This is a genomic window from Myxacorys sp. (assembly GCF_059501405.1).
Genome location: NZ_JCACCM010000153.1, coordinates 48,754 through 67,601, shown reverse-complemented (window position 1 = coordinate 67,601; position 18,848 = coordinate 48,754). Strand labels below are relative to the sequence as shown.

The following is an 18,848-nucleotide window of genomic DNA, read 5'->3' as shown; positions in this document are numbered from 1 at the left end:
TGTAATGCCCAATCTTTAAATCCACGATCGCAGCCACATTCGCATCTGATATTCCTGTGCAGATAGTGGCAATCCCAAAAAAATCGGCATCCAGAAGATAAACGCGGCTACTACAAGGATGACAATCCACATTGCTGCAAATCTAAGGTGATAGATTCTAAGCCAGCGATCGACAAACCAAGCTAACGCCATCGTCGCGAACACGGATGACCCCATGTAATGGTACAAAAACACACACCGCGATACGGGCATCCACGGCAACAGATTCGCCATGTAATTGACAAATAAAAATACGCCTACCCACAGGTCGCGCGCGGGAAGCAGACCAACTCTTGGGACATTGGGAGTCGCTAGACTCGGAAGCGCTTTCCAATTTTCGATTAGCACCCAGATCAGAAGTACGATCGCGCCCGACGAAAACCACCACAAAAATGGGTTGCCCATGGCGTGAACGTCGTAAACAACTCGTCCTGGAGCCAGTGCCAACGTCGAACCACTGGTAGGCAGCGGAGCACCGCTATCGGTAACTTGGTAGAAATACGCAAGCGGACGCAGCATGAGAATCCAGCTATACCAAGTTGAGCAGTAAGGATGAATGTTAGAACCGCTACCTACGCGCTGATGATAGGCAAAAATTTGTCGTTGAACTTCTACAAAATTGAACTCAGGATTGAGATGAATGTGAGGAATCCAGATGAGGTAATAAAACAGGGCTGGAATAGCGCCAAAACACAGCAATAGGTAGAGCGGATTAATTTGAGTCAGACGATAAAGCGGAGAAAATGGAGGGGATAATTCCGTTAAGATTGCGCCCTGCGCTGATCGAGCATCCTCCAAAGGTGCGCTTTGCACGGATGAAAAGGGTCTTGATACTGAAGAATTAGTGTGTTGAATAGAACTCAAAAATCGCAGAATCCATGCGAGGATCCACAGCAAAAAAACGACGAATAGAAACCAAAGTCCGTTCCATTTGATCGATGCTGAAGCTGCAAAAAATACACCCGATCCACAGAGCCAAAGCAGTTGTTTTTGGCGTGATAAAGCGTGCAGTGCCAACAAGAAAAGTAGCAGTCCCAACAGACCAAAGATAACTAGATAAACATTATTTAAGGCGTAGCGAGACTCAACCAAAAACAAGCCATCCAGTGCCGCAAACAATCCAGCAATCAAGGCAAATCGGCGGCGGAAGCTAAGCTGATAGGCAATTCCAGCTACAACAAGTGGAATGAATGAACCCGTCAAGGCATTGAGCCAGCGGTAGCTCCAAGTGCTTAAAGGTGAGCCAGTCAGCGAGTTTATCGTGTCTTTACCAAAGGGGAGAGCCTGAGCAACCCAAATGCCGATCGCAATCAAATATTTGCTTAACGGTGGATGCCCGTCAAAAAACCTTTTTTGCGTGAGATAGTTATTAGCAAAGTTTGCATAGTAAACTTCATCAAATACCAGCGTATTAAAGCGCCCTAGTCCCCAAAATCTCAAACTCAGAGAAACCAAAAAAATTCCAATGAGTCCACCCCAAAACCACCAATTTCGCTTTGCTACCTTTTGAGACACCCGCATAAGAGTTCAACCAATCGAGTTCAACCTTAAAGCATACTGACCTTCTTCTCGAATCGGAAGAAAATTCTGTCTTTTGAGACTTGATTAATCTACGGTTATAGTTAAAAAATGAGCTACCAAATCTACCAAGTTAGTGAATGTGTCGCAGAACAACGTAATTTCTTGAGTAACTTTTTGTAGCTCCGCCCCATTTCCAATTAACTCAGATTGCTCCTCACTCATAAAACCTAGCTCTTCTCGTTTAACTCCCGTTCTATCGGCTCACATTTGGAGGTATCTAACCCATGATTCGCGTACTCCTAGCGGATGATCAAAATCTCATTCGAGAAGGACTGAAAGCATTGCTAGAGCAGGAGCCTGATTTGGAAGTGGTTGCCGATGTGAACAACGGCTGCGATGCGATCGCAAAAGTAGAAGCGTTGCAGCCAGATGTGGTGTTGATGGATCTGACCATGCCCAAAATGGACGGAATCACCGCCACCCAGACGATCTGTGAACGATTCCCTGATATTCGGGTGTTAGTGCTGACGGCTTCTGATGATGCGGACTCGATTAAGCAAGCGCTACAAGTGGGGGCACAAGGATATCTGCTTAAAGATATGTCTCCAGATGAGCTGGCGAATGCAGTCCGGACTGCTCATAAAGGCTTTACTCAACTCAGTCCAGGTATCTTGCAGAAGGTCATGAGTCCTGTTGAAGTCGCAAACGAAGCGCCAAGATACTTTGCGGATACACCACCAGGGCAGTCGTTAAACAACGTTCTGCCGTTTAACTTGGCTCAACGACGGGCGGCAGAGGCTGACCTTCCCATCGGATTTCTGAAGCTAACGGCGCGTGAACGTCAAGTGCTGAAGCTGATTGCAGAAGGCTCTAGCAATCGCGAAATTGCTCAAACGCTAGATATTTCTGAAGGAACGGTGAAAAATCACGTGGCGAGTATCTTAGGTCGTCTCAACTTGCGCGATCGCACACAAGCGGCGATCGTCGCTAACTCGGTCATGTCCTTGCTTTAGATTGCTCTTAACTTTAGATTGCTAAAGTTGGATCGCTAATGCCGCTGCTAGGGAAACCTGAAGATCAATTGCGTTGCCGAAAATCAGTCACTCTTTGATTTCTGTGTTACAAGATTCTGGCGACATAAAGCAATTGTTCTCAGGTGTTAGCGGAGATTGACGATGACTCACGTATTAATAGATTTACCGACTTGGGCAGCGAACGTATCCCATGCCAGCAGCGCTTTGCACTCGTTTCATTGGCATGTATCAGACGATTGGATTGTCTTAGCTCAGCAATTCAAAGAAACCGATATTACGGGAGAAGTGGGAAAGAGTTGGGGTCAATTTGTCAAGACCGGGCAAGTATGGGCGCTGTTAGTCGGTTTAGTGGTTGGCTACTTGGCAAGAGCGCTCACGTCCTATGGTTAAAGCGAATTTGGTTAGAGCAGATTTGGTTAGAGCAAATTTGCCGTTTGTAGTTCACGATGGGCCATTTTAGATTTCTAGATTGCTGTAGGCTTAGGAGTTGTGATTTATCCCTTCCTCGGAGTAGGTTCTCTTGAGTCAACAGCAAGCTTCTGATGGACTGTCAAAAACCTGGAGTCAGCGCTTTGAAACCGCGTTGCATCCTGCGATCGCTCAGTTTAACGCCAGCATCGGATTTGATATCGAATTAATCGAATACGATATCACTGGCTCTCAGGCACACGCAAAAATGCTCGCTAAAACCGGAATTATTTCTCCCGAAGAGGGTGAACAACTGGTACAGGGGCTAGAGCAGATTCGGCAGGAATACCAGGCGGGTCAGTTTAATCCGGGCATTGATGCTGAAGATGTACATTTTGCGGTCGAGCGGCGGTTGACCGAGCTTGTGGGCGATGTGGGGAAAAAACTACACACCGCGCGATCGCGCAACGACCAAGTTGGAACCGATACGCGCCTTTACCTGCGCGATCAAATTCAGCAGATCCGTCAAGGCGTCCGGGGCTTTCAAACTGTGTTGCTAGATCTAGCCACGCAGAACGTCAAAACGTTGATTCCAGGCTACACGCATCTCCAACGGGCACAGCCAGTTAGTTTGGCGCATCATCTCCTCGCCTATTTTGAGATGATGGATCGAGATTGGCAGCGCTTAGGTGAAATCTATGAGCGGGTGAATCGATCGCCCCTTGGGTCTGGAGCGTTGGCAGGGACGACGTTTCCGATCGATCGTCATTACACCGCGCAATTGCTGGAGTTTAGCAGCGTTTATGAAAATAGCTTAGATGGCGTCAGCGATCGCGACTTTGCGATCGAGTTTCTCTGCGCGGCAAGCCTGATCATGGTTCACTTGAGCCGCTTGTCTGAGGAAGTCATTTTATGGGCCTCTCAAGAATTTAGCTTTGTGACGCTCAAAGATAGCTGCGCGACAGGCTCTAGCATCATGCCGCAGAAAAAGAATCCCGATGTGCCCGAATTGGTGCGTGGCAAAACAGGTCGCGTGTTTGGACATCTGCAAGCCCTGCTTGTGCTGATGAAAGGCTTACCGTTGGCGTACAACAAAGACTTACAGGAAGACAAAGAAGCCTTGTTTGACGCCGTGAAAACCACAAAGGTCTGTCTAGAAGCGATGACCATTTTGTTGCGCGAAGGATTGGAGTTTAAAACAGCGCGGCTTCAAGAAGCGGTGGCAGAAGATTTTTCAAACGCGACTGATGTTGCCGATTACTTAGCTGCCAAAGGCGTTCCCTTCCGTGAGGCGTACAATTTAGTCGGTAAAGTCGTCAAAACGTCTCTAGCGGCAAATAAACTCCTAAAAGATCTGACGCTTGATCAGTGGAAGGAACTCCATCCCGCCTTTGAAGAAGATATTTATGCCGCGATCGCACCAGAACAAGTGGTGTCCGCTCGCAATAGCTTCGGCGGCACAGGCTTTGACCAAATCCACCGCGCTCTAGAATCTGCAAAACAACGTCTAGCCTCTTCTTAATTTTCTGATGCCTCTTCAAATTGGCGACCCTGCTCCCAGTTTCATCCTGCCCGATACCTACGCAGCCTGTCAATCTTGCTGACTTCAAAGGTAAGCGAGTCGTTCTGTATTTCTATCCGCGCGACAGCACGCCGGGATGCATCAAGGAAGCGTGTGCCTTTCGCGATGCTTACGCCGACTTTCAAGCTCAGAATGTCGTTGTCTTAGGCATCAGCACCGATGATGCTAAGTCTCACGAAAAGTTTGTCAATAAGCTCAATCTGCCTTTTCCACTCTTGTCGGATGAAGGTGGAAAAGTTGCGGAGACTTACGATAGCTATAGACTAAAGAAATTTATGGGTAAAGAATATGTGGGCACTAGCCGAAATACGGTTGTGGTTAGCCCAGATGGTACGATTGAAAAAATCTACAAGAAAGTTAAGCCTGAACTTCATGCAGCGCAACTTCTGCAAGATCTAACTTAAGGGCTTAAATGTTTAGCGGCTCGTGTGGTGTTCTATCAAAGTTGCGGTTGAATAGATGTTCCTCGCATTCTGACTGATCGGTTGCACGCTCTGAAGCATCAGTCTCGACTGCGGTGTTATTTCCTGAATCTATGCGTTGGTTGTGGCATTTTTTCCAAAACGTTCTGGGTGTCATCCTTCGACATCCTGTGACCGGAACTAGTATTATTGCGATTTTGCCGGATGAGAAACTTGTTTTAATCCAGCGACGGGATAATCGGTTGTGGGGTCTTCCGGGTGGCATTGTGGACTGGGGCGAAGATTTGCCTACTGCGATCGCGCGCGAGCTTGCAGAAGAAACCGGGCTAGAGTTAGCGAAAATTCGACGGTTGGTTGGGGTGTATTCTGCGCCCGATCGCGATCCTCGAATGCATTCGATCTGCATTGTGGTTGAGGTTGAAGCAAGGGGCATGATGCAAGTCACAGATCCGCTAGAAGTGATTGATGTGCAAGCATTTTCGCCGGGACAGTTACCAGAAGGTCGGCTGTCACACGACCATCAGCGACAGTTGGAAGACTACTTTGCGGGGTTGACAACAGTTGCTTAAATTCTAGCTGGGCGATTTGATATAAATGGTGAGGATTATGTTTCAAAGCTATTTGTGAGGGGACAAGCAAATGCTTAAGAACCAAGCAATTCTTACAGTATGAGAATATTTAACTGTCCAATTTGTGGTTTGCCCTGGCTAGAAGGCGTCGATGAAGAAAAGGTTCGCTACTCTTATGAAATTTGCATCTGTTGTGGGTGTGAATATGGTTGCGATGACACTCCAACATATCGTGAGCAGTGGCTAAAAAAAGGAACACCTTGGTTCGATGAACAGCAGCGCCCGAAAGGATGGAATCTGGAAGACCAGTTGCATCACATTTTCCCAGGTTGGAATGCAGGATGAGATGCGAGATAATTATGGTAGTTCAATCGGCAGCGTTAGGTCTCCATGCAGTTTGAGTGGGACGAAGCGAAAAATCTAGAAAATGTTCGTAAACACGAAATTGATTTTGCGGATGTTCCCGAAATGTTTGAGGGTTCAATGCTGATTGAGTTGGATAACCGTTTTGATTACAGTGAAGACCAATGGATTGGAATCGGCTTTTTAGGCAACGGTATAGCGATCGTTGTTTGGACAGAGCGGCAAGGTGACGTAATCCGAGTAATTTCAGCACGGCGGGCAAATCGACATGAACGAAAACGATTTGAGCAGTACCTCTCGTACTAATTGGGCAGCATTGGAATCGATGTCAGACGAAGGAATTGATTATTCTGATATTCCACCTTTGACGGACGAGTTTTTTGAGAAGGCAGTGCTAAGAGTTCCAGCGGATCAAGCTAGGAACTTAGTTCAGCTTGATCCGGACGTGATGACATGGTTTCAATCGCAAAGCGAAGAGTACAAGGCGCTAATTAATTCAGTGTTGCGTCGTCATATTGAGCAGGATAGTAACCAGAAAACTGCCTAACCGATGGAAATAGAATACGACTTTAACCATGGAAAAGTGAAGTGCTATTGATCCTGCAAGTGCTGGCAAGATTCGCCTCGCACCTCGGATTGAGGGTGAGATATTAGCGTGGGTTAAAGGGCAAGTTCGTTGGAAAGTAGGAATATATCTTGAGTTAGCCATTCGAACGGCGTCTAATCTCTCGAATTCCCCAAAAAGCTAAATTTAAGTCTAAGTGGATCAATCTTGATACTTCGGGTAATTCTTGGTTCAGAATTCTACACAGTAGCGTTGCATCACCTCCGGTCATGACGATCGCACTATCTGGAAATCTTTGTTGCCAATCTAGAACAAAGTCTCGAATACTCGCAATTGCACCCTGCAAAATTCCACTCGCGATCGCAGCTTGCGTGTTTCGCGCCCAGCGCGGCGGCAAGTCTGAAATCGTTTCAGTATCTAAATTAGGTAACGCGGCGGTGTTCTGTCCCAACGCCTGAAACTGCAACCTCAATCCTGGCGAAATTGCGCCGCCGATCAGATTGTTGTGCGAATCGGCTCCCGTAAAAGTCATAGCAGTCCCGCAGTCAATCACCAACGTGGGACTGCCATAGGTTGCGATCGCGCCCCACAACGCCAGCGCCCGATCAACTCCAAAACTTGAATAAACCTGATACAACGGAATCTGAGACAGTGTGATGACCTTGACTTGGGAATAGGCTGTCCAAGGTTTACTCTGTTTGGGTACGACGGAAGCCAGCCAAAGTTCGGGTAGAGCCATCTGATTTGAAAGCGGCACAAACCCTTTAGGATTAGCAATGAAGGCTTTTACAACGTCTACATCCATTGGTGGAGCATCCCAAACCTGCCGCAGTGTTTCATCCTCAAACAGTGCCCAGTGGAAGCGAGAATTACCAATCGTGAGCGCAAGCCACTCGTTCATATAAAAAACTTATGAGTCCCTTTGTGTATTAAAACTTTACAAAACCGGGCCAAACGCGAAAAACTAAGAAAATACGAGCAATATTCCTTAACATGTAAGTAAGGTACACCCCTTCTAGGAGGCAGACATGGTAGCACTCAGCGATCGTCCCACTGCTCGATCAAAGCGCAGACTCACCCTTCAAACTGCTGATATTGCCTCAGACACAACCGTTATTCGCTCCCTCGATTGGGATCGCGATCGTTTTGATATTGAGTTTTCCTTAGAAAACGGCACCACCTACAACTCCTTCTTGATTCGAGGTGAGAAAGTTGCCCTCGTTGATACTTCTCATGAGAAGTTTCGGGATCTGTACCTGGATACATTAACTGAGCTAATCGATCCGCAGCAAATCGACTATCTGATCATTAGCCATACCGAACCGGATCACAGTGGCTTGGTGCGAGACGTGCTTCAACTGAATCCAAACATTACGGTAGTGGGCGCAAAAGTCGCCATTCAGTTTCTTGACAGTATGGTTCATCAACCTTTCAAGAGCCAGTTGGTCAAAAGCGGAGAGCGCTTAGATTTGGGCAATGGTCATTTATTGGAATTTGTGTCTGCGCCAAATTTGCATTGGCCCGACACCATTTTTACCTACGACTCGAAAACGCAAACGCTCTTCACCTGCGATGCCTTTGGAATGCATTTTTGCGACGATCGCACCTTTGACGAAGATTTAGACCTGATCGAGCAGGAATATCGCATCTACTACGATTGTCTCATGGCTCCTAACGCCCGATCGGTGCTGTCTGCCATCAAACGCATTGGGGAGCTTCCCGAAGTGAAAATGGTAGCAACCGGTCATGGCCCGCTCTTGTACTACAACGTGAAAGAATTGGTTGGGCGCTACCAAGAATGGAGCCAAACCAAAGCCAAATCTGTCAAAACGGTAGGATTGTTTTACGTGAGTGGCTACGGAGACGGCGATCGCTTAGCCCACGCGATCGCAGATGGCATTCTCAAAACAGGGGTTGGGGTTGAAGTTTTAGATCTGCGAGAAGCCCAACCCCACGAGGTGCGCGAACTGGTCGAACTTTCAAGCGGATTAGTGATTGGAATGCCGCCTCAATCAGGTGAACTCGCCGATCAAGCTGAAGCTGCGATCGGCACAATTCTGGCAGCGGCAAATGCAAAGCAAGCGATCGGGCTGTTTGAGGTGGCAGGCGAGGATGAAGAATCGGTGGATGTGATTCGCAGCCAATTTCGGGAAGCGGGATTAACCGAAGGCTTTGCTCCCATCAAAATCGAGGCAGATCCGACCGAGGCAACCTATCAGCTTTGCGAAGAAGCAGGCACAGACTTGGGGCAATGGCTGACCCGCGATCGCGCTGTAAAACAAATGAAATCTCTGGACGGCGATCTCGATAAAGCAATGGGACGCTTAAGTGGAGGGCTTTACATCATCACCGCCAAGAAGAACGAAGTAACCAGCGCGATGTTAGCATCCTGGGTGTCTCAAGCCAGTTTCCAGCCGTTGGGGTTTACGATCGCCGTGGCCAAAGACCGCGCGATCGAGTCACTCATGAGAGTCGGCGATCGCTTCGTTCTCAATATTTTGGAAGAAGGTAACTATCAGCCCTTGATGAAGCACTTCTTAAAGCGCTTTGCCCCCGGCGCAGACCGATTTGCGAACGTCAAAACCTATCCTGCTAATAACGGTTCTCCAATTCTTGCGGATTCCCTCGCCTATCTAGAATGCGAAGTCGCAAGCCGGATGGAATGCAGTGACCACTGGATTGTCTACAGTACAGTGGATGCCGGACGAGTTGCTAAATCGGATGCTCTCACTGCCGTTCACCATCGGAAAGTGGGAAATCACTACTAAATCCCTACTAAGGTAAGGACGAAGGATAAGGGACGCCTGCGGCAACGCTTCGCAAATGGGGATGAAATGCGGACGTGTAATTTGACAAGTGTAATTTGAGTTGTATCCCTTATCCCTCATCTACTTCTTCTCGCATCGCGTTGCTGTAGACCATCCCTCCTCGCGGTTCCTGCGGAGTTGCGCTCTGCTCTAATAGCGGGGCATTGCCCTTCCTCTCATCCCTCATTCCTTATGTCAGACTCCAGACCCAGAGACGTGCAAATTGCCGAAATCGGTGCCGATACACAAGTGCTGCGATCGCGCACTTGGGATCGGCTCAAGTTTGAGATCGAATACGCGCGGCAAAAAGGCACGACCGCTAACGCGTATTTGATTCAAGCGGAACAAAATGCCTTGATCGATCCGCCGGGTTCGTCTTTCACAGATATTTTTGTACACGAACTACATCAACATCAGTACTTTCAAAAGCTCGACTATGTGATTTTGAGCCACGTGAATCAAAATCGCCTTGAAACGCTCAAAAAGCTGCTCGAATTAGCACCGCAGGTCACGATCGTTTGCTCTAAGCCGGCTGCCAATGCCTTAAAAACGGCTTTTCCAAACCATCATCTCCAACTTCAAATTGTTCGAGATGACGACACTCTCGATCTGGGCAAAGGACATGTTTTGCAATTCGCCTTCGTGCCTACTCCGCGTTGGGTGGATGAATTGTGCGTTTTTGATCCAGCCACCCAAATTCTCTATACGGACAAATTCTTTGGCTCGCATGTCTGCGACGATTCTATTTTCGATGAACACTGGAAGCAGCTAGACGAAGATCGTCGCTACTACTTCGACTGTCTGCACGCGGCGCAGTCTAAACAGGTTGAAGACGCGATCGCAGAACTTTCAACTTTTCCTGCCACGATGTACGCCGTTGCTCATGGCTCCATTGTGCGCTATAGCCGCAGCCGCTTGTTGTTAGACTATCGCAACTGGTGCGATGAGCAGAAAAACCAAGAACGTTCTGTCGCCTTGCTTTACGCTTCTGCCTATGGAAATACCGCCAGTGTGGCACAAGCGATCGCCAAAGGACTCACGGACTCTGACATTACTGTTGAATCGGTTAACTGCGAATTTGCTGAGCCATCTGATGTGACAGCGGTTGTAGAACGATGCGACGGCTTCATTATTGGCACTCCAACGCTGGCAGGACACGCCCCGACACAAATTCAAACAGCGCTGGGTTTAGTCCTCTCTAATGCCTCAAAAACGAAAGTAGCAGGCGTTTTTGGCTCCTATGGCTGGAGCGGCGAAGCGATCGATCTCGTTGAAAACCGCCTTCAAGATGCAGGCTATACGTTTGGATTTGACACGATTCGCGTGAAATTCAAGCCGACAGACGAGGTGTTGCAGCAGTCAGAGCAAGCGGGGGCAGAGTTTGCTCAGGTGTTGCGTAAAACGAAGAAAGTTCGAGAACCGCGATCGTTTGTGACTGAAACAAAGAGCGACCGTACTGAACAAGCCTTAGGTCGCGTGGTTGGGTCGTTGTGTGTGGTAACGGTTAAGCAAGGCGAACGAACCAATGGATTCCTCACGTCTTGGATTTCCCAAGCGACCTTTAATCCGCCTGGAGTTACCGTTGCGATCGCAAAATCGCGTGTGGAAGGCTGGCTCGATCACATTGGTGATCAGTTTGTGCTAAATATTCTCCGAGAAGATCGGCCGCTTCATCGCGCTTTTATGAAAGCAGCTGAGCCTAGCCGCGATCGCTTTGCCGACCTCAACACGGAACCTGCCGCCAATGGTTGCCCAATTCTGCTAGACGCTTTGGCCTACCTCGAATGCACCATTCAAAACCGAATGGAATGCGGTGATCATTGGCTGCTTTATGCCGAGGTGAACAATGGCAAAGTCATGGAAGCGAAAGGCGTAACTGCCGTCTTGCACCGCAAGTCAGGAACATCTTATTAACCGCAGCCAAACTTCAACCGCAGCCAAACTCCATCAAAACATTAGGCTCTTGCTTGGCGAACTGAAACAGCTTGCATTTGCGAGATAGAGAAGAGATAGATGTTAATTTTGTTGAATATCCTCTATTTCCTCCTTTAGGAAGATGACAATAAGAGGGATTGCCAAATCTCGCTGGCAGGATCAACACCAAATCTCGTTGAACTTCTTGCCAGTAGACTTGCGGAAATCTTGTGTAGTCGTAGTCGCATCGACGCAGTATCCGCTCGATTCGCTTATAGCGGTTCAGCGACCAATCCCGCAGCATTTGCCAAGAAGGATGTAGATCGGGCGACAAAATAAAGGGATACGCTTTACGATACAACTGTGGCAAATAGTCATAAATCCAAAATTGCATCATGGAGCGGTAGCCCGGATTATTGTAGGCTCGCAATTCGAGAATTTCGGTACGACTGACACCAAAGCGATCGAGTACTTCCGTCGGCAGATAACAAATGCCTTGCTTGGCGTCTTCCCGAAGATCACGCAGAATGTTGTAAAACTGATCCACCATGCCAAACGCGCCGACTATTCGTCGCTGGTGAGCTGGCAGAAAGGGTAATACTTGAAAGAAAGAGGCTGCCAGTTCCTCTAGCATCGATTCAAACTGATCGAGGGTGTCGAAGACAAGATTGTTGTTGTGGTGATAGCGCTCCAGCGCGTTTAAGTAACGATTCCACGAGCTAATGGATAGCTGATCTACAGGTTCAGTATTACAAAACCAGCGATCGCGAATGGCCTCAAAGACTTTCCGATGCCCGCTAACAGGCTGTGCCTGACCCGTTGCCATCAGCCACTTCCAACCGTCTTGAAAGCGCTGAAACTCAGAACCATGAGGGTCTAGGAGATCACTCTCAGCTAACCGATCCGCCAGCCGAATCCAACTAATGCGCTCAATCCATTCTTGCCGAACCTCTAACTCTAGCTCCATCACCCAAGCGGCATTATCCTCGTCCTTGAGGGCATCATCTGCGATCGCAAGATAGTGCGAGGAACCAACTAATTGGGATAGTGACAAAGTACTCATACGAAAAGTCAAAATCTCATCGAACTGCTAAAGTGCGCTCCAGGTTCAGAATTCCCAGATTTTTTTGAGAACAACAGAGTGTGTTTTGTATCACATGCAAGCATTCTGAAATTAGGCTAACCGCGCCTTGGTTCTTGCACGTCAAAGCGGCTCACGAGAAATAGGAAAACCTAAGCGGAATTATGAAATACCAGGAGGAATACTCATAATTTTGGTGACGTTGAGGCTGTTATAGACCCGTAGTTGGACAGTCGCGTCTGACACGGACTCGAAGCTGATTAATGGGTTTACACCACGACCCTCTAACTTCTTTAAGGGATGTTTCTGAGGTTCTAACGGTCTGCAAATACCTAAGCAGTAGACACACAGAACGCCAGAACACAGATTGCTCACAAATCTTACAACCTGCCCCTAAACGTTCCAAAATGGAGGGACTTTTTGTGTTCGCTCAAGCTTAAAGTCTAGAAGGCAACACTCCGCTTGATGATGTAAATCCTGACTCCTCCGTTAAATGATCGCTCCCTTGGGTCAATTGAGCGAAAGAACAAAAATGTTTTTACAAATAAAGACTTCAAGTGTTTACACGTCTTGTCTTAAAAAGTTTTAATCTGAGATTGCAGTTTCGGCACGCTGTTTTAGAAATTTTTTTGCAAACTTCACCAAATTCCTTCTAGAATTCGGTGCAAGGCTCTAATTTACGAACTCTAATTTGGTGAAGCAGTAATCGATGAAATCATAACGACGCGGTTGGTCATAGAAGATAAAAGACCTAATCGAAAAAGCACCGAGAAAACGCCTGAGATGGGCACTCTTGTCTGATCAGACCGTCTTTACCTCTTATGTCGTTAGTCCCCTGCACTACTACTAAGGAACACAGTTACTATGTCACTTTTTGATTGGTTTGCAAATCGACAAAAATCAGGGTCTTCTGTCCCCGACGGGCAAGAACGGGAGATTGCAGATGGGTTGTGGACAAAATGCGAAGCTTGTAGCGTCCTCACCTACACCAAAGATTTGCGACTGAATCAAATGGTGTGCCTAGAGTGCAATCACCACATGCGAGTTGCGAGCGATCAGCGCATTAGTCAATTAATCGATGCGGATACGTGGGTTGCCATTGACGAAGGATTGATGCCAACTGATCCCCTTAAGTTTCGCGATCGCAAAGCCTATAGCGATCGCTTGCGCGAAACTCAGGAAAAAACTCGTCTCACCGATGCGGTGCAAACCGGAATTGGACAGATTGAAGGGTCTTCTGTGGCCTTGGGCGTCATGGACTTCCGCTTTATGGGTGGCAGCATGGGCTCAGTTGTGGGTGAGAAGCTGACTCGGCTGATCGAGCGTGGAACTCAGCAACGGCTTCCAGTGGTAATTTTATGTGCCTCTGGGGGAGCACGGATGCAGGAAGGCATGTTGAGCCTGATGCAAATGGCGAAAGTGTCTGGGGCACTAGAACGGCATCGCGCTAACCGTTTGCTCTATATTCCAGTGTTAACCCATCCGACGGCGGGGGGTGTCACCGCTAGTTTTGCCATGTTAGGAGACATCATTTTGGCAGAACCGAAAGCGACGATCGCCTTTGCGGGACGTCGGGTTGTCGAGCAAACCTTACGAGAAAAGCTCCCCGACGACTTTCAAACGTCTGAATATTTGTTAGCGCATGGCTTTGTGGATGCGATCGTGCCTCGCACTCAGTTGAAGAAGACACTGGCTCAGTTAATTCGGCTTCATCAACCCACCGTTCTCCCGGTTCATACCGGAGGAAGTCAGATCCCAGGCATCAAAACGCTGACTGCGGTTGCCCCCAACTCGATTCTTTAATCAATTCGCGATCGCATAGGAAGGGAAGAGAGCCTCTTTCCATGCCGCCCTTTCTGAGAATCTCTTCATTCTTCTACAAATTGGGCTAAGGATTGTCACAACGACGTGATATTGGTATTAAAGAAGTCTATTTTCGCTATCAGCCGTTCTCATGGTGAAGGTTTTACCGAGCGATGAATCTACGGCTAGTGCCTCTTCCTCAAAGCGCAGTGTCTTAAGGGGCAATGTCTTGAGGGTCACAGTGCCTTGAGAATTGGGGTTGCCATTATCGACTGTTGTGTTGTGAAATTCGTAACTGAGCCACATTTAAGGAGAACCATGCTTAAAAGATGCCTTTGGCTTGCTGTAGCCACTGTCTTTTTTGCCTTTCAAGTTTTTGTACAAGGCGTAAATGCTGCCGAATTAGACGTTAAGCTTCGCACCGTTCCAGTCAATGATGCAGGCGATACTACGGTGTTGAGCCTGAAGCAGGTCAAAGAAGGTAAGCGCCTATTTCAGTATGCGTGCGCCCAGTGTCACGCGGGTGGTGTCACCAAAACCGATCCTAACGTAGGGCTTGACCCCGAAGCGCTTGACTTGGCAACACCGCCTCGCAATAACATCGAAGCGTTGGTGGATTATATGAAAGATCCCACCAGCTACGATGGGTCTACCTCGATTGCGGAAGTGCATCCGAGCATCAAGAGCAAAGATACCTTCCCTGAAATGCGAAACCTCACCGACAAGGACCTTGTTGCGATCGCAGGACACATTCTGCTCCAGCCCAAAGTTGTCGGCGACCAGTGGGGCGGCGGCAAAATCCATTACTAGTTCGTTCTCTTGCTGACCATTGCTCCATGCTGATTCACAAAACTCTGCGCTGGCTTCCTGCTCTTTTGCTCCGTGGTTTCGCGGTGTTTTGTTGTGTTTGTTTGGGACTGGCACTGGTCAGCCGTCCGGTCTATGCGGCTGATTCCTACGTTACTTATTACTTAAAAGTGACCGAGCCGATTCCGCTGGCGCTTGACGATCAAGGGCAGACGCGCCTGTTTTCGGCAGAGGACATCACCGAAGGGAAAAAACTTTTTGGCGCAAGTTGCACCAATTGTCATGTTGGCGGATCAACGTTACCCAATCCACCTGTTTCGTTGTCGCTAGAGGCGCTAAAAGGGGCAACGCCGCCGCGAGATACGATTGAACGGCTCGTTGCTTATATGCGGCGTCCAATGAGCTATGACGGCACAGAAGACGAGATTTACTGCCGGGAAGTCCCGGAGAGTTGGCTCTCGCGATCGCAAGCCGAACACTTGGCTGGGTTTATTCTGCGGGCAGCCCAAGTTGCGCCCGGCTGGGGAACTGATCAGTTTTAGAGGCAGGCTCAGTAGATTTAAGCTATTTAAGCTTTAGTTGCAGAAACTCTCTGCATTGATAAAGTACGACAAGCTGTAAAATATCGAAAGAAGTTAGAGAACCACTCGTTCTAGAGACCATTATGAAATCGATTTCTTCTGTTCTTCGAGGAATTTCACTGGCATTCTGTGCCGTTATGCTGATCGCCAGCAGCTTTTTCTGGGCTGCTTCTCCTGCGGCAGCAGAAACCTACAATGTCAAGATGGGAACCCCAAAAGGTTTAGTGTTTGATCCCGCTGTTGTGACCATCAAGCCTGGTGATACCGTGCAGTGGCAGGTGGGTAGCTTGCCGCCTCACAACGTTGTGTTTGACAGTGCTAAAGTTCCTGATGGGAATAAAGATTTGGCCGCTAAGCTGTCTCACAAAGGTTTAGAAGGCGCGGGTAAGAGTTTTGAAGTAAACTTCCCGGCGGACACGCCTCCGGGTGAGTACTCCTACTACTGCTTGCCTCACCGGGGTGCTGGCATGGTTGGTAAAGTGATCGTTCAATAGTTCTTGAAGTCTCCATTTGACTCAATCATCTCCTCTTTCATCAATAGCCAGAACCTCCTTTTCCCGTCATAGAATAGGGATCTAACAAGGTATTACGCTTCTGGTTGGCGGTTGAGAGAGGAGAATTATTTTGCAAAGGATTTTATCGATGCGAGTCGTGGTGCTGCCATTAGCCATTTGCCTTGCGATCGCGCTCTTTCTCTTCCCTCTAACGAGTTCTGCCGAGGTGGATGCGCCCGACGGACAGCGCATCTTTAGCGCCAATTGCTCAGCTTGTCATATTGGTGGCAACAACGTGATTATTTCTCACAAAACGCTGAGAAAAGAAGCCCTTGAAAAGTATGCGATGAACTCGATAGACGCGATAAGACAACAGGTGACTCATGGCAAAAATGCAATGCCTGCTTTTGACGGACGATTGACCGATTCTGAAGTTAAGGCAGTTGCTCAGTACGTGCTTCAGCAAGCCGAAGCAGGATGGTAAGTACCGTCTGACAACAAACCCTGACAATAAACCCTCCAAGGTCGCTTGGAGGGTTTCAGTTTAGCGTCGCTTTTTAACTCGTTTTGGCAGGGGGAGACAATGAGATGCATGGAAATCTTCTTGCACCTTGTGAGTTAAGCGGCGGGAGACCTGCCGAACGACCTGATTAAGAACGCGATCGCCGGTGCGCTGGATCAGCGTCTCTGGCAGAGCATGGATGAATTTTGGAAACTGAATGACAACCGCAAGATCTAATTGCCACTGAATTCGGGTTGTTGCCCACTCAGAAGTATCGTTACCTAGATCAACTAGCTCCATCGCGGCGCGAAAATCCACCTCATAGCCAATCTCCGTGTAGTTTGGAACCGGAACCGTCTCAATCCGATACACGCCTTCCTGATGAGGCAGTAGGTCTAGTCCAATCCTCGGTTCAATATCGTAGCCGAATGCGCCAAACCGCCCAACGGTCATCGCATAGCTGTTCGCGCCGATCGACTCTACCACCATTGGGTGGGCGCAGCGACGAAACCACTCAGAATGCCCATCAAGGTACTTTGCCACAGTTTGCACATCGGCACCCATTTCCATTGAATCCACGAAGTGGCTCCGAAATTCAGTTGGCCCGATTGGTGCAACTGAACTTGCGCCTTCAGCGGATGGACAATTGGTGGAGATCGAGTGCAAACCGTGATCGGCAGTGTGAGTCAGTTGACGATTCTGCGAAGCTTCGTAAAACGAGTTGGTTGGTGAGGACTGCATGCTCTCTCTTGCTTGGTTTACGCCGTTGGTCTTGATCCAAGATTCCCTGAAGGTATCTAGTGCTTCACGTTTGAGCGATCGCGTTCCTTGAAAGTTTATACAAACTAAACCGAGTGGCACAGTGGTGCGGTGATTTCTGAGACGGTTTTTTCGGAGGGTTTAGCCTTATCCGTAGAAATCGGCACGAAACTCGATTCTAATCGATCAAGCCTGTCGAATCATTACGAAATGCATTTTACCGAATGATTACGAAATGTATTTTAAGAAAGTACGAACTTTTGTGCAAACCCTATAAAGACAAAGGCAGAAGCCGGATGTTGTTCAAATCTGCTCTACCTCTACCCTTCATCAGATGTTAAGAGAATCGATTCGGGCGAAAACAAGAGTCGAACAAGTTTAGCGAGAAGTCGTATGAAAGCATTTGTAGCAGGGGCAACCGGAGAAACAGGGCGTCGGATTGTCCAGCAGTTGGTGGCAAGGGATATTCCTGTCCGGGCACTGGTGCGAGATGCAGATTCAGCACGAGCCATTCTGCCCTCGCAAGTTGAACTGGTGAGAGGCGATGTGTTGAAGTCGGATTTGAAAGCGGCGATCGCAGACGCAACGGTTGTCTTCTGCGCAACAGGTGCGCGTCCGAGCTTTGACCCGACGGGACCTTATAAAGTGGATTATGAGGGGACAAAGCATCTCGTCGATGCTGCCAAGGCTAACGGAGTCCAGCAATTTGTCTTCGTCTCGTCGCTCTGTACGTCTCGGTTCTTTCATCCGTTGAATCTGTTTTGGCTGATTTTGGTGTGGAAGAAGCAAGCGGAGGAATATATTCAGCGCAGTGGATTGACCTATACGATCGTGCGTCCGGGTGGGTTGAAGAACGAAGACAACGACAATGCGATCGTCATGTCGTCGGCGGATACGTTATCGGAAGGCAGCATTCCTCGAACCAAGGTGGCTCAAGTTTGTGTGGAATCGGTGTTTGAGCCAAAATCCCAAAATAAGATTGTCGAAATTGTGGCAACCCCGGACGCGCCGCAACAGCCATTTGAAACCCTATTTGCAGGCGTAGCCTAAGAAGCGGGCGCAACCTTTAGCCAGAAAGGCACGTCTTAGCAGCAGCGTAGCAGTTCATTAGAGGCGACTGTTTGGAGCCGCCCTTTGCGATCGTCGCATTACAAAAACCGATCAAGCGCCGCTTTGAGTTCTTCAATTTCTCCTTCAATGTTGCCTTCTTGGGCAGCGCGAGCGATGCACTGAGTTAAATGCTCATCTAAAATCATGCGTGCCACTCGATCTAACGCACCTCGAACAGCGGCAATTTGCACCAGGACATCAGGACATGGCTGATCGTTTTGAACCATCGTTTTGATGCCCCGCACGTGTCCTTCAATTCGAGAGAGACGATTGACTAGCCGCCGCACTGATTCTTCGCTGTGGGTGTGAGAATGAGCCGCATCGTGAGCGTCATGAGTGTGTTCTGGAATCTGATTGAGTTCTTCTTGCTTGCCGGGAAGTTCAGAGGTTGTCATGAATCGTCTGTGCGGATTACTTAAGATAGTTATGATCTTAATGCATGGTAGAAAACGGTGCGGTTCCGGGTGAGGGAATCTCTACCAGCACA

General features: G+C 48.4%; 21 protein-coding genes. 16 read left to right on the top strand and 5 right to left on the bottom strand.

The window, feature by feature from the left end; genetic code table 11:
* Window positions 1–15 precede the first annotated feature (15 nt).
* The gene (locus AC5I6P_RS21270; protein WP_495695764.1) at window positions 16–1,560 is read right to left on the bottom strand and encodes a dolichyl-phosphate-mannose--protein mannosyltransferase; all 1,545 of its coding nucleotides are present in this window, start codon (window positions 1,558–1,560) and stop codon (window positions 16–18) included.
* A gap of 284 nt (window positions 1,561–1,844) precedes the next feature.
* Between AC5I6P_RS21270 and AC5I6P_RS21265 the strand changes: the two genes are divergently transcribed.
* The 8 genes from AC5I6P_RS21265 (at window position 1,845) to AC5I6P_RS21230 (ending at window position 6,485) form a co-directional block, all read left to right on the top strand.
* A complete protein-coding gene (locus tag AC5I6P_RS21265) occupies window positions 1,845–2,573 on the top strand; it encodes a response regulator (RefSeq protein WP_495695763.1) in 729 nt (242 codons plus the stop codon).
* Window positions 2,574–2,735: 162 nt separating this feature from the next.
* A complete protein-coding gene (locus AC5I6P_RS21260; protein ID WP_495695762.1) occupies window positions 2,736–2,984 on the top strand; it encodes a hypothetical protein in 249 nt (82 codons plus the stop codon).
* 130 nt (window positions 2,985–3,114) lie between these two features.
* Window positions 3,115–4,524 (top strand): argininosuccinate lyase, encoded by a 1,410-nt coding sequence (gene argH, locus AC5I6P_RS21255; protein WP_495695761.1) that lies wholly within the window; start codon window positions 3,115–3,117, stop codon window positions 4,522–4,524.
* A 20-nt stretch (window positions 4,525–4,544) separates the two neighbouring features.
* Window positions 4,545–4,988 carry a peroxiredoxin gene (locus AC5I6P_RS21250; protein ID WP_495695760.1) on the top strand — a complete coding sequence of 148 codons (444 nt, stop codon included), beginning with the start codon at window positions 4,545–4,547 and terminating at the stop codon, window positions 4,986–4,988.
* A gap of 131 nt (window positions 4,989–5,119) precedes the next feature.
* Window positions 5,120–5,575, top strand: a complete 456-nt coding sequence (locus tag AC5I6P_RS21245) for an NUDIX hydrolase (protein ID WP_495695759.1) — start codon at window positions 5,120–5,122, stop codon at window positions 5,573–5,575.
* 99 nt (window positions 5,576–5,674) lie between these two features.
* Window positions 5,675–5,920, top strand: coding sequence for a hypothetical protein (locus AC5I6P_RS21240; protein WP_495695758.1), 246 nt, complete (start codon window positions 5,675–5,677; stop codon window positions 5,918–5,920).
* Window positions 5,921–5,965: 45 nt separating this feature from the next.
* A complete protein-coding gene (locus tag AC5I6P_RS21235) occupies window positions 5,966–6,244 on the top strand; it encodes a BrnT family toxin (protein ID WP_495695757.1) in 279 nt (92 codons plus the stop codon).
* Entirely contained in the window at window positions 6,207–6,485 is a 279-nt protein-coding gene (locus AC5I6P_RS21230; protein ID WP_495695756.1) for a BrnA antitoxin family protein, read from the top strand. The genes AC5I6P_RS21235 and AC5I6P_RS21230 overlap by 38 nt, the downstream gene beginning before the upstream one ends.
* 154 nt (window positions 6,486–6,639) lie before the next feature.
* Here AC5I6P_RS21230 and AC5I6P_RS21225 read toward each other — a convergent pair whose 3' ends face one another.
* Window positions 6,640–7,404: a pantothenate kinase gene (locus tag AC5I6P_RS21225; protein WP_495695755.1), complete on the bottom strand. Its 765-nt coding sequence runs from the start codon at window positions 7,402–7,404 to the stop codon at window positions 6,640–6,642.
* A gap of 127 nt (window positions 7,405–7,531) precedes the next feature.
* Between AC5I6P_RS21225 and AC5I6P_RS21220 the strand changes: the two genes are divergently transcribed.
* Window positions 7,532–9,271 (top strand): diflavin flavoprotein, encoded by a 1,740-nt coding sequence (locus AC5I6P_RS21220; protein ID WP_495695754.1) that lies wholly within the window; start codon window positions 7,532–7,534, stop codon window positions 9,269–9,271.
* Between the two features lie 231 nt (window positions 9,272–9,502).
* On the top strand, window positions 9,503–11,224 hold the full coding sequence (locus tag AC5I6P_RS21215; RefSeq protein WP_495695753.1) for a flavin reductase: 1,722 nt from the start codon (window positions 9,503–9,505) through the stop codon (window positions 11,222–11,224).
* 13 nt (window positions 11,225–11,237) lie between these two features.
* Here AC5I6P_RS21215 and AC5I6P_RS21210 read toward each other — a convergent pair whose 3' ends face one another.
* Window positions 11,238–12,287: a squalene/phytoene synthase family protein gene (locus tag AC5I6P_RS21210; protein WP_495695752.1), complete on the bottom strand. Its 1,050-nt coding sequence runs from the start codon at window positions 12,285–12,287 to the stop codon at window positions 11,238–11,240.
* A gap of 882 nt (window positions 12,288–13,169) precedes the next feature.
* Here AC5I6P_RS21210 and accD point away from each other — a divergent pair.
* The 5 genes from accD (at window position 13,170) to petJ (ending at window position 16,474) form a co-directional block, all read left to right on the top strand.
* On the top strand, window positions 13,170–14,108 hold the full coding sequence (gene accD, locus AC5I6P_RS21205) for an acetyl-CoA carboxylase, carboxyltransferase subunit beta (protein WP_495695751.1): 939 nt from the start codon (window positions 13,170–13,172) through the stop codon (window positions 14,106–14,108).
* Window positions 14,109–14,426: 318 nt separating this feature from the next.
* Window positions 14,427–14,918, top strand: coding sequence for a photosystem II cytochrome c-550 (psbV, locus tag AC5I6P_RS21200; RefSeq protein WP_495695750.1), 492 nt, complete (start codon window positions 14,427–14,429; stop codon window positions 14,916–14,918).
* 26 nt (window positions 14,919–14,944) lie between these two features.
* Entirely contained in the window at window positions 14,945–15,457 is a 513-nt protein-coding gene (gene psbV2 / locus AC5I6P_RS21195; protein WP_495695749.1) for a photosystem II cytochrome PsbV2, read from the top strand.
* A 122-nt stretch (window positions 15,458–15,579) separates the two neighbouring features.
* The gene (gene petE, locus AC5I6P_RS21190; RefSeq protein WP_495695748.1) at window positions 15,580–15,990 is read left to right on the top strand and encodes a plastocyanin; all 411 of its coding nucleotides are present in this window, start codon (window positions 15,580–15,582) and stop codon (window positions 15,988–15,990) included.
* A 130-nt stretch (window positions 15,991–16,120) separates the two neighbouring features.
* Complete coding sequence (petJ, locus tag AC5I6P_RS21185) at window positions 16,121–16,474, top strand: cytochrome c6 PetJ (protein WP_495695747.1); 354 nt, start codon at window positions 16,121–16,123, stop codon at window positions 16,472–16,474.
* Window positions 16,475–16,534: 60 nt separating this feature from the next.
* On the opposite strand, the gene AC5I6P_RS21180 is transcribed toward petJ, so the two are convergent.
* Entirely contained in the window at window positions 16,535–17,233 is a 699-nt protein-coding gene (locus tag AC5I6P_RS21180) for a DUF1997 domain-containing protein (RefSeq protein WP_495695746.1), read from the bottom strand.
* 411 nt (window positions 17,234–17,644) lie between these two features.
* On the opposite strand from AC5I6P_RS21180, the gene AC5I6P_RS21175 reads away from it, so the two are divergent.
* On the top strand, window positions 17,645–18,301 hold the full coding sequence (locus tag AC5I6P_RS21175) for an NAD(P)H-binding protein (RefSeq protein WP_495695745.1): 657 nt from the start codon (window positions 17,645–17,647) through the stop codon (window positions 18,299–18,301).
* A 98-nt stretch (window positions 18,302–18,399) separates the two neighbouring features.
* On the opposite strand, the gene AC5I6P_RS21170 is transcribed toward AC5I6P_RS21175, so the two are convergent.
* Window positions 18,400–18,756, bottom strand: coding sequence for a metal-sensing transcriptional repressor (locus AC5I6P_RS21170; RefSeq protein WP_495695744.1), 357 nt, complete (start codon window positions 18,754–18,756; stop codon window positions 18,400–18,402).
* Between the last annotated feature and the right edge of the window lie 92 nt (window positions 18,757–18,848).